This is a genomic window from Pirellulales bacterium (assembly GCA_036267355.1).
Classification (GTDB): Bacteria; Planctomycetota; Planctomycetia; order Pirellulales; family DATAWG01; genus DATAWG01.
In genome coordinates this window covers 17,795-28,755 of record DATAWG010000071.1, presented here as the reverse complement: position 1 = coordinate 28,755, position 10,961 = coordinate 17,795, and the positions used below count along the sequence as shown (strand labels likewise).

General features: G+C 61.3%; 8 protein-coding genes. 2 read left to right on the top strand and 6 right to left on the bottom strand.

Annotated features, from left to right (window positions below):
* Window positions 1–636: 636 nt before the first annotated feature.
* From VHX65_10750 to VHX65_10725, 6 genes are all read right to left on the bottom strand, one after another.
* Entirely contained in the window at window positions 637–1,155 is a 519-nt protein-coding gene (locus VHX65_10750) for a DUF1643 domain-containing protein (GenBank protein ID HEX3999020.1), read from the bottom strand.
* 81 nt (window positions 1,156–1,236) lie between these two features.
* Entirely contained in the window at window positions 1,237–1,545 is a 309-nt protein-coding gene (locus VHX65_10745; GenBank protein HEX3999019.1) for a hypothetical protein, read from the bottom strand.
* A 1-nt stretch (window position 1,546) separates the two neighbouring features.
* On the bottom strand, window positions 1,547–1,825 hold the full coding sequence (locus VHX65_10740) for a DUF4236 domain-containing protein (GenBank protein HEX3999018.1): 279 nt from the start codon (window positions 1,823–1,825) through the stop codon (window positions 1,547–1,549).
* Between the two features lie 296 nt (window positions 1,826–2,121).
* Window positions 2,122–3,888: a cellulase family glycosylhydrolase gene (locus VHX65_10735; protein ID HEX3999017.1), complete on the bottom strand. Its 1,767-nt coding sequence runs from the start codon at window positions 3,886–3,888 to the stop codon at window positions 2,122–2,124.
* Window positions 3,889–4,066: 178 nt separating this feature from the next.
* Window positions 4,067–5,755, bottom strand: coding sequence for a phosphoenolpyruvate--protein phosphotransferase (gene ptsP, locus VHX65_10730; protein ID HEX3999016.1), 1,689 nt, complete (start codon window positions 5,753–5,755; stop codon window positions 4,067–4,069).
* 180 nt (window positions 5,756–5,935) lie between these two features.
* The gene (locus VHX65_10725) at window positions 5,936–7,384 is read right to left on the bottom strand and encodes an SHD1 domain-containing protein (GenBank protein ID HEX3999015.1); all 1,449 of its coding nucleotides are present in this window, start codon (window positions 7,382–7,384) and stop codon (window positions 5,936–5,938) included.
* Between the two features lie 158 nt (window positions 7,385–7,542).
* On the opposite strand from VHX65_10725, the gene VHX65_10720 reads away from it, so the two are divergent.
* Window positions 7,543–9,159, top strand: coding sequence for a hypothetical protein (locus tag VHX65_10720; GenBank protein ID HEX3999014.1), 1,617 nt, complete (start codon window positions 7,543–7,545; stop codon window positions 9,157–9,159).
* Between the two features lie 250 nt (window positions 9,160–9,409).
* Complete coding sequence (locus tag VHX65_10715) at window positions 9,410–10,942, top strand: hypothetical protein (GenBank protein HEX3999013.1); 1,533 nt, start codon at window positions 9,410–9,412, stop codon at window positions 10,940–10,942.
* Window positions 10,943–10,961 lie beyond the last annotated feature (19 nt).

Genomic DNA, 10,961 nt, shown 5'->3' with positions numbered 1-10,961 from the left:
GCAGACGGCACACGGAGTGTGCCTGCTACATTGAGCCGTCTCGCCGCGCGTTGCAAATATTTTGAACGGTTCGCTTCTTCCCGATGAATTTCTCCGCAAAGATGTGGAGAAGTTTTGGAATTCTCGCGAATTGTGCCACCGGCTCTGCCAGTGTCGTCGCGGGGCAGCCTGCCAACTCGCAGTTCACACAGGCAGAGCCCGTGGTCCACCAGAGCGGCCATTGGCCGCAACCAACGTAGCAGGCACACTCCGTGTGCCGTCTGCGCTCCACGGCGGGTTGCGCACAGAGCGGCGCAGACGGCACACGGAGTGTGCCTGCTACATTGAGCCGCCTCGCCGGGCAAAGATTTCGAACGTTCGTATCTTCCTGATGTATTTCTCCCGTCTGCGCTCCGCAGCGGGTTGCGCACAGAGCGGCGCAGACGGCACACGGAGTGTGCCTGCTACATTGAGCCGTCTCGCCGGGCAAAGATTTCGAACGTTCGTTTCTTCCGGATGAACTTCTCCGCACCTTGCGGGAGCGGGCAGGGCGAGGAATTCGAAAAGCGAAGGTTATTTTTCGGCCGAGCCTTATGGCTGGCAACGCGCAGCCGAGAATGGCGTTTGGCTGGCACCGTTGCTCTCCATCAAACTTCGCTATCGGATCCGATTGCCGCTCCGGAGAAGCCGGACCGGCTTGAGCGTCGATCGCAAATAGAGCGGGTGCTTCGGGTGGCCGGCCTGGGTCGTTCCCAGGCAATGGATCGGTAGCTTGCCCAATATTTCGAGGATGGCTCGATCGCGGTCGAACAAGCTGCCCCACACGCCCCAACAGGCTACGACCATCGTCGAACGGCGACATGTGGTCCGCAGAACAGCGTCGGTTCGCGGCCCGATGGGATCGGCAGCGGTTCTTAGCGCTTGGGGCTTGGTCGAGCGGTAGCCAAACACATTCAACATATACATCCCGCCAAATCCCCAGCGCCGGGCGAAACCGATGCAGCGACGAACGGTCGGGTCGTCGTTGACTTCGTCGGCGGTCGAAGGATTCAGACCGATGAAGGCGATCATGGGCCCGGCCGGAAGCCAGCGGCGCGACAATCTATAGCGCCAAGTTCGACAGGGGCTAAAGCTGGCGCCGCTCTTCATCACCGTCGGATTGATAGTCGGACGCATTGCATTTCATTTTCGCTCGATCAGTTCCTTGGTAGCGTGGCGAGCGGACCGTGAATGAGGTCGGTCCGTTCGTCGCCGCCTTCAGTTGCCGCCTTCGACCGGCCCATGCGGGGCAAAGTGGCCGACGACGCGGCCGATCACCGCGGTAAACGACACCTTGCGATGGTCGATCGTCACCTCCGGCAGCAACACTTCGTCGATCTCTTGCAACAGGTCGGGCACCATCGCCTCGCTTATGCCGCCATGCTCCAGCAGAATAAGCGTGCCGGCGATGTTGCCGGTCGCAGTGTAGTGCAGATCGAGCACCGCGGCATCCTGCCCTTCTTTCGCCTGCAGGATGAACCGCTCCGAAGACGCCGTCCGCAGCGCTCGGATAAATCGCGCGATCATATCATTTGCTCCGCCACAGGATCGTTTCGATCAGCAAACCGCAGAACGTGGCGCCGGCCATCACGATCGCGGCGATCATCACCACACACCCGGTTGATTGTTTGCGGCTCGAATAGTAGCGCAACCCCGTGCCGGGAACGCTAACCGAGCGGTAGGAGCGGCCGCGGGCATTCACCCCGGTGCGAAAACCGGCCGCGCCCACCGAATAGCCGATCCCCGACTTGCTGAGGTTCAGCCGGAACGGGCCGATGCCGACCGATTTGCGATAACTCCAACCCATGGCTGCCCTCTCTCGATCAGCACACCGCCTCTCCGCCGGTAATGGATCACCGGAATCGTAACGACTGACCGTCGGCTCGGCAACTTGCGCCCTAGGGTCGATAACGAGCAGGAGTTGGAATCGCTGCGCCGGTAAAGGATAAAGGTAAAGGTAAAGGATAAAGGGGACGGGCGCATATAATGGGCAAGATGAGAACGTGCGCCTGAGGAGGAAAACGGGTCAGAACTATTTCTCACCCCGACCTTCTACGGCTTGTAAATAGTTCTGACCCCGTTTTATGCCCCGCGGGGACGAAGCTACCGCATCTTCTTCATTTCGAATTGTTTTCCAGATAGCGCCTCTTTGACGAAAACGCCCCAATAGGGAGTCGGGGTGTAATTCCAGTCGGAGATCAGCAGCGGGGTCGCCGACGGGTGGAGGCACCAAGCCGTCCAGTTGAATTTGTGCTTCTGAATGAACCCGAGCATGTCGGGCGCCCAGGTGTACGGATCTTCCTGGTCGGCCGCGGGAATGAAATTCATTTTCTTCACGTCGGCGCCGACTTCGCCCACGAAGATCGGATATTTCTCGGCCGCGGCGAGCACTCGCCCTTGCCAGTCCTTGTGCCAGTTGTACACGTGCCAGCCGTACATGACGCCGTTGCCGGTTTTGTCTTCGAGCGCATAGCCCTTGGCCACGCCCGAGAGATCGCCGGACCAGGAGAGGCCGCCGGCCACGACGATATTGCGAGCCCCGGCGCCGCGGACGGCGTCGAGCAGTCCTTGCATGCCGGGCGATTGAAAGCCCAGCTTGGTCTTCGCCTTCTCGGCATCGCTTGAGAAGGCGTCTTCGTCGGCCTTGGTCGTCCGCTCGGAAACGAAACCGCCATCGCGCCATACCTTCCAGGAAATGTCGTGCGGCTCGTTGAACAGGTCGAATAGCACGGCCGGGTGATTCTTGTACCGCGCGGCGGCGTCTTTCCAAAACTCGACGTGCTCGGCCTTCGGCGCGCGAAAGCGGTGGAGATCGAGCAGCAAATAGGCGCCGCGGTTGGCCACCAGCGTGATAATGTTGTCGATCTGCTGGCGATAGGCTTTGCCGCCATCCTTTTGATACGCACTGCGGCCGAACCAGAAATCGTCGTTCACCGGCAAGCGAACGATGTTCGCCTTCCATTGGTCCACGCTCACCAGCGCCGATTTCATCACATGCCGCTCCTGTGGCAGCGATTCGAGTCCGCCGGCATTCACGCCCTGCAGCCAGACTTCTTTGCCGGCCGCGTCGAGCACATGCCGCCCCTCGACGCGCAGCGGCGAAGGCCAGTTGCCGGTGTGCGGCTGCTCGGGCGGCACCGTCGCGCGCCGGTCGGCGTCCTCGGCGGCTTTCGCGCCGGCGATTAGCGCCGCTGCATCCGTGGGCTCGAGCACGATGTCGTCGAGATCGAACGTGCCTTTCTCGACCTTGAATAGCGTCGGCATGAACTCCAAAACGCGCGCCCCTTCGGGCACCAAGAATTCGGTGCTGCGTTCGACCCAGCCCTTCGTGCTGCTGCGGCTGTAAGGGGCTCGCGGCTGCGGCTTGAGCTTTTTGCCGCCGGCGTCGAGGAATTCCAGCAGGATGCGGGCGTCGAACCAGGGTTCGCGGCCCGGCTTGAGATCGGTGATGCGCTGTCGCCAAGAGAGTTTTAGTGCCTTCGCGCCCGGAGGCAATTTCACTCGATGATAAAGCAGGATCATCTTTCCCGGTTCTGAGGCGGAGAAGCGGAGAAAATGGTTGCCGTTTTCCTCGACCCAGCGGACGCCTTCTTTGGGCCGTTCCCAGTGATCCGGCCAATCGGGTTTCGTGTGCGTTTCGAAATCGCCATCGGCGATCAGAGAATCATCCACCGAGTCGGCGGCATGCAAATGCGCGAAAAACGCCGAGAAAAGCAGCATCCCGAGAAGGGCGACCAGCCCGCAGCAGGCCGATCGAGAAAGCCGAACCGCCAGAAAAAGCCGCCGCGGTAGAAACAGCAACCCCGAAATATCGAGCGGCATCGGCCGTTGGACCACGACGGGGTTTTCAATACGGCTGCGGTAAATCATAGGTCGTCTCTCCGTCTGAACGCGCGCGCAATTCTACAAGGCCGGCGGCCTCTCGACGACGGCGCGGCGATCGCCGATGTGCATGCCATTCGTGCTATCGAATGCGGCTAAAAGCGTGGGGGCACCGCCGGTGAGTGGGAACCAGGAAAAAGTGGCGAACGAGTTGATTGCCGAGTAATTACGGGCGGCGCGTGGCTCCGTTGGTAGCGGTCAGATCGAGCTTGCGGATCAGGGCTTTCGTCGTCGGGATGAGGGTTGGCGCGACGCTCAGCCCGCGATAGCCCATCTTGAGCAATTGCGGGATAAATGCCTCTCGCCCCGCCAACTCCCCGCAGACAGTCACCGGTCGGCCGCCCGATTCGCTGACGATGATGCTCAAGAGCCGCATGATCGATTCGTGGCCATCCAAATAGTAGTCGCTGACCGAGGCGTCGTCGCGCGCGGCGGCCAAGGTGTATTGCGTAAGATCGTTCGTGCCGATGCAGAAGAAGTCGACATGCCGGCCAATTTCGGCAATTTCCAGCGCCGCGGCCGGAGTCTCGACCATCGCGCCGAACGGCGGTGGTTTGCCGACCGCCCGCTCCGCGACGATTGCATCGAACGTTTCCCGCATCCGGCGAATGTCGTCTTCCAAGGTGACCATCGGAACCAGCACTCGCAGCGAATGTTCGGCGGCGAGCCGCACGAGCGCGCCGATCTGCGTTCGGGCGAGTTGCGCGTAGTCCAGCAGCAAGCGCACCCCGCGACGGCCGAGGACGGGATTGGCGGTTGCCGTCAATCCGAGGTACGACAGGGGCTTGTCGCCGCCGATGTCGAGCAGCCGCACGGTGACCGTGCGATTGCCGAGCGGCGCGACGAGGCTTTTGAGTTCGCGATGGAGTTCGTCTTCGGTGGGTGGGCTCGGCCGAGCGAAATAAAGTTGCTCGATCCGCAGCAGGCCCACGCCGTCGGCTCCGTTTTCTAGGGCAACTTCAACGTCGTCTTGAAGACCGATGTTGGCTTCCACGCGAATCAACTGGCCGTCGAGCGTGTGTGCCGGTTCGAGGCAAGCGGCCTTGCAGTGCACGAGCGTCGCTCGCCATTTCTCGACGCGCGTCTGGAATTCGGCGCGCGTGTCGGCGGTCGGGCCGATCACCAGGGTGCCACGATAGCCGTCAACCAATAATTCCGTTTCGCCGGCGATGCGGCTCAGAATGCCGGGGATGTCGGTAATCGCCGGAATTCCCTTTTCGCGGAGGAGCAAAGCCGCGTGCGATCCCTGCCCTAACGCTTCCACGACGACCGCGGCGACGTGCGACTTCGGCAGCGAAACGACATCCGACGGCAGGAGCCGCTCCGAAACGAGAACGCTATGTGCGGGCATCGCGGCAAATCCCGAGTCGTGCTCGCCGCGCAAACGCCGGATCATGCTGCGGCCTAAGTCCAGCACATCGTCTGCCCGCTGGCGCAGCGTTGGATTCTCGACGGCCGCGAATTTCTTGTACCATCGCAGGAGCACGCGGCGGACAGCCTCTTCGGCGATAATCCGTGAAGCCTTGAGTTCGTGTTCGAACTCGCCGGAATCGAACAATTCCCGCAGCATATCGCCGTGGGCGCGGAAGATTCCGGCCAGCGCTCGATCGAATTCGGCTTCAATCCGCCGCGCGTATTCATCGAGTTGGGCGAGCGTTTTCTCGAACGATTCGGCCAGGCGCGCTAGCTCGCGGCGAACGTCACCGGCATCGACGCGCGTGGTGGGACTTCCCCATTTCAATACATCGGCGACGATCCAAGCTCGCCCCATGCCAAGCCCCGGCGAGATGTTCCGCCCGGAGAGCACCGCAGCGGAGGGCCCGAAGTTGCTGAGTGTCGGCGATGGTGATTCCATAGTTGCCTTCCGCGACCGAGTGTATGTACCAACCGATCGAGAGCCAGCGATCCGCGCCGGTCAAAGCGAGCGAATATCGCCGGCTGCCAGCCCTATTATAGAACCGCCATCTCCGGTGGGCAGGGACCGTGGCCCAACCGACGGCTGGCCCAAAAGACTGCATCCGTCGCTGCGGCGAAGCTACTCGCTCCGGCGGGCGAAATCGCGGGCGAGAGCGCGATCCGCGGCATTCAGTCGTTCGATGGGCACTTCAATCAATTGGCCGTTCGTTTTCCGTAGCGTCACCTTGTCTTGATACACTTCGACGAAGCGGGCCTCGACGGAAAACTTGCCGCTGGAGTCTTTCCAGACGCGAGACGTCTTCGGACCGAGGCCATGAATCACCGGCCCCGCCGGCTGAAACGGATTGGTTTGGGCCGCAGCTTGGGCCGTCGCTAGCGCTTGGCCGGCCGTGGCGGTCTTGGTGGTCGAGAGATTTGCCGAGGGTTGCGTTGCTTGATCGGCCTGTGCCTCGGCGACCCGTGCCGCGGCCGCCTGTGCTGCGGCGGCCTGCTCGGCCAACTCGGCGACCGTGATCGTGAACGTCTGGAAAATCTTCTGTCCGGCGGAGTCCATGATCGACAGGACCACCGGAATATCGACCTCTTGCTGTTTGACGGGAACGGGCCATCGCAGTTTGCCGTCGGCGAAGAGCGTCATTCCAGGCGGGCCGGAATCGAGCTTGAACTTCAGTCCGCCCTTTCGCGAGCGGACAGTTAGCGAATACTCGTAGAGCTTCCCCAGCCGGGCAACGGTTGGCGGCGCCGACGACACAAACAGATAGTCGATTCCCGATTTCTCCAACTCGGCGTCGAAGTCGAATGGGTGCAGCGTGAGTTCGCCCCCGGGCGGCCCGAGGATCGCCAGCACTTTAGCCGCTGGGATCAGGAACACATTTTTATCCAAGGCATACAAAGGCGAATTCCCGAAGTCGTCCTGAACGAGCGGCAAAACGATGTTTGGCAACTTGAATAGCGGGCGCGTTTCACCTTGGACGCACAACGAAAAGCTCAACTGCATCGGCTCGGACGGCAAATGCTGATCCATGTGCGCCCGCAGGTAATAATGGCCTTCGACTGACGGGATACAAATCGCTTGAGCATTGCGATCGGCTTGGTCCTTGGGTTTCATCTCGGGGGTCCAAGTTCCGGTCGCCCCGAAGATCAGGGTGCCGTCGGCACTTGGAAAAAGCGCTCCCGTGGAATTGGGGTCCGTTTGGTAGGACAGCAGCTTGCCGCCGACCGGCACGAACGACATCCCATCGCCGACGACGACGCTATTATTGGCGGCGGCGCGAATTTTCCCGACGCCCTGCCCCCATCCGATACTTGCCGACACGCCCGTCTTGGCGAGCTTTTGCGTGTCGATGGCGTAGACCTCGCCCCCACGTCGGTTCGATCCGCCGGACAATGCATAGAGCGGCCCTTGCGCTGCCGAACCGATCGCCAATGCCGAAACCCCTTCCGCGTCGAACGGAACCGTCAATTCGCGAGCGGCGGTTGCAAGATCGTAGCGCAGCAGCAGGCCCTTCCCGCTGAGTGCGACGAACAGCTGCGGCTGGCTTTCCCGCGGCGCCAGCCGTCGCCGCATCGCTTGCCGCGTTGGCGGGCGGAATCCGCGCCGTCGATAGCCGCGCTCCATCTTTCGAAACGGTCGTATGGTTGCTCGCGTACACTTGAGCGGACAAGATGGTAGTCGCCCGACGGCGCACTCGCACAATTCCCTTTGCTTGTCCCAGGAGAACGATCATGACCATTGCCGGCATCCCTCGTGTGCGATTCGCGCCGTTTGCATTGATTGCGGCCGCCTTCGTTGTATCGCCTGGCCGCGCTCCGGCAGCCGATGCGCCTGTGCCGTTCGAGGGCGCGACGAGCGCATGGCACGAGGGGTTCGACCGCTACGATTATCTGATCGACGAAGCGTCGCTCGAAATCCGGCCGTTCAAGCGAGACGCAAGCGAGCAATTCGGCATTAAAGATCCGCCGGCCGGCAAGCGGCGTTGCGTGATCGTTGCGCCGCGGCATGCGGCGTTGGGCAATCCGTGGTCGTGGCGCGGCTGCTATTGGGATCATCAACCGCAGGTCGAAGTCGAACTGCTGAAGCGCGGCTTTCACATTGCCTACATCTCCGCCAACGCCCAATTGAAGCCCGACAAAAGCTGGGATGCCTGGTACGCGTTTCTCACCGAAAAACACGGCCTGTCGAAGACGCCCAATTTCATCGGCATGAGCCGTGGCGGCGCATTCGCCTATAACTGGGCCACCGCCAATCCAAGCAAGGTCTCCTGTATCTATGCCGACAATCCCGCCATCGAGCCGGAATCGATCAGAAGGCTCGGCGATTTGGCGGCGGCCGATGTGCCCATCTTGCACGTGTGCGGCAGCATCGACCCTTTGCTCGGCCGCTACTCGACGACGATCGAGACTATCTATCGGCAATTCGGCGGCCGAATTTCGGTGATGATCAAAGAGGGCGCCGGCCATCATCCGCACAGCCTCCGCGACCCGACGCCGATTGCCGATTTCATTTCGCGACAAGCTCAGCCGGCCGCGATCGCGCCGCCCGCGTACCTCGGCGACCGGGTCGCCAAATCGTCGTTCTCTAGCAGCGCCAATTCGTTTCGCTACTTCCCGGCGGAAGAACGCTACATCACCTGCCGCGGCCCGTGGTTTGGCGAGTGCTTCAATCGCTTCGACTTCGGGTTGCCCGGCGTGGAAGGCACGATCGACATGATCGTGCCGCAGGCGGCGGCGTCGGGAAAGCCGTGGGTCTTTCGCTGCGGCTACGCGGGCCCCGAGGCCGCGGTCGACCTGGCGCTACTCGCCAAGGGCTTTCACATCGTCACCGGGCCAGTCGGCTACAACGCCGACGGTCCGTCGCTGCAAAGTTGGAATGCCGTCTACCAGTTGCTCATCGACCATGGTTTCTCGAAGCGGCCAGTGCTCGAAGGCGCGGGAGGAGCTGCCGGCGAAGCCTATGCATGGGCCATCGCCAACTCCGACAAGGTCTCTTGCATTTACGCCGAGAATCCATTGCTCCATTGCAACATGACGCAAGCCCAACCTCTCGATCACCTGGACGTGCTGGCCAAAGCCGCCGTGCCCCTGTTGCACGTTTGCGGCAGCCTCGACCCGCTGCTGGAGCGGCAGACTCGCGTCGCGGAAAGGCGCTACCACGAACTCAACGGCGAAATCACCGTGCTGGCGGATGAAGGCAAAGGCCATTTTCCGACCGCGCCCGCCGATCCCGCGCGGGCAGTTTCATTGATCCTCAAGACGCAAACGATCAGCCCTGGAACACAGTCGATCAAAGAAGCGCGATCGTCTGCGCCGCTGCTTGGAGCACGATCGGGCCATGACCGATGAGCCGCCTCCTGATCGATGTCAGTAGCGGTTTGGTTCGAGCGGTCGTGCAGCGTCTGCGCAAATGCGACTTAGGCCGAATGCTGGCGTCGCGCTCGACGGCGAGATAGTCTAGCTAGTGGAGTCACGTTCGCTCCAGGATCACACCCGCCGGTCAGCCATGAGAAACCGACACCGCCAGGCCGGTAGAATTATTCGTCAGCTTCTGCTCATTGCGAGCGCTTGGTTTTTAGGCGCACGACTGGCGCCGGCCATGGATTATTTTGTCACGCTCGGGGGCGGCCCTAGCCGCGAAGCAAACCAAGCCTCGCTCGAAGCAAATGTCTTGTTCTTCAAGCAACTCGTCAAGGACAAGCACACCGAACCATTTCGACACGACATCTTCTTCGCTCATGGCGATGATCCGGGCCCGGAGGTGCAAGTGGTGGCCGAAAAGGCCAAGGAAAGTGATCTGCCGGCGACCGATTTACTTGCCTCCTTGCACCGTCGGTCTTCCAAGCGAGAGGAGTTGGCCTATCGCAAGCAGCATGTCACCGAAGTCGCCGGGGCGCTCGATCCGCAGCTCATTCGCGAGGATTTGGAGAAACTGGCCAAGACTGCGACGTCTCACGACCGGCTAATCATCTACGTTACCGCCCATGGAAATCCGGGGCCCCAAGACGATCCGTTCAATACGAGCATCGATTGCTGGGATTCGAAGAAGATCACGGCTCGCGAGTTTTCTCGCTGGCTGGATAAATTGCCCCACGACATGCCGGTCGTGATGGTCATGGCTCAATGCTTTTGCGGCGGATTTGGCCGGCTGATTTTTCAAGACCTCGACGAAAGCAAGGGATTCACGACCCAGCCGCGGGTTGGTTTCTTCGCTCAACAGCACGATCTGCCCGCGGCCGGTTGCCGCCCGGACATCGAGCACGACGAAGAATTCAGCAGCTATTTTTGGGGAGCCGTGGCCGGGCATCGTCGTAGCGGCGCGAGCGTCGAAAACTGCGATCTCAACGGCGACGGCGTCGTCTCGTTTGCCGAAGCCTATGCCTATGCCGTGGCCGCGGACGACACCATCGACATTCCGCTTCGCACGTCCGACATCTTCTTGCGAAAGTACAGCCGCTTGAACGATTCAGAAGCCAAATCCCACAACGAAGGCGAAGGCGCCCATCCCAACAAAAAAGACAATTCCGCCGAAAACTCCGATTCGAAGTCGACGAAAGACGAGTCTGCTCCTTTGGCGCCAAAGCTTGCGACGATGAGCGGGTCGTTGCAATCGTTTGTCGACCGAGGCGATCGGATTTCAGGCCGAATCGTGTCGCAACTCGCCAAAACGCTGGAGTTCAAACTTGACGACGACGTGAGCGCCGTCCGGTCGGCCTACGAAGACCAGCGGCGTGGCGGCTCGCGGCGCAGTCGAGGCGGCCGCTTGGGCTCGGCGCGGCGCGATCTGCTTAAGGACATCGCGGAGAAATGGCCCGAACTCGGCGACGAGCAGCACTGGCAAGAATCCACGCTCCTCAAGGCAGCCAACCAGAAGGACTTGCTGGCTCAGATCAAAGAGCTGCCCGGCTGGAAGGCTTACGACAACCGGCTCATGAAGATGGCGGCCGTCCGCAAGGAGGCTCAGCAGCGCGAGCTTCGCAGTGCGAAATTTCGTCGCTTAATCAGCGCGCTGGAGACAATCAATCTGGCCACGAATCTTCCCTTGGTCGCCAAGCCGGAAGTGGTCGAGCGCTATCGGCAGATCGTGGCACTGGAAGCAACGTCCTTGACGCCGACGGCGGGACGACATTGAGCGCCGAGCCGATGGAAAT

What these genes read in the sequence shown, in the direction of transcription:
- VHX65_10750 (HEX3999020.1), bottom strand. Translation starts at nt 1,155, where the DNA reads ATGCGTCCGACTATCAATCCGACGGTGATGAAGAGCGGCGCCAGCTTT.
- VHX65_10745 (HEX3999019.1), bottom strand. Translation starts at nt 1,545, where the DNA reads ATGATCGCGCGATTTATCCGAGCGCTGCGGACGGCGTCTTCGGAGCGG.
- VHX65_10740 (HEX3999018.1), bottom strand. Translation starts at nt 1,825, where the DNA reads ATGGGTTGGAGTTATCGCAAATCGGTCGGCATCGGCCCGTTCCGGCTG.
- VHX65_10735 (HEX3999017.1), bottom strand. Translation starts at nt 3,888, where the DNA reads ATGATTTACCGCAGCCGTATTGAAAACCCCGTCGTGGTCCAACGGCCG.
- ptsP (HEX3999016.1), bottom strand. Translation starts at nt 5,755, where the DNA reads ATGGAATCACCATCGCCGACACTCAGCAACTTCGGGCCCTCCGCTGCG.
- VHX65_10725 (HEX3999015.1), bottom strand. Translation starts at nt 7,384, where the DNA reads ATGCGGCGACGGCTGGCGCCGCGGGAAAGCCAGCCGCAGCTGTTCGTC.
- VHX65_10720 (HEX3999014.1), top strand. Translation starts at nt 7,543, where the DNA reads ATGACCATTGCCGGCATCCCTCGTGTGCGATTCGCGCCGTTTGCATTG.
- VHX65_10715 (HEX3999013.1), top strand. Translation starts at nt 9,410, where the DNA reads ATGGATTATTTTGTCACGCTCGGGGGCGGCCCTAGCCGCGAAGCAAAC.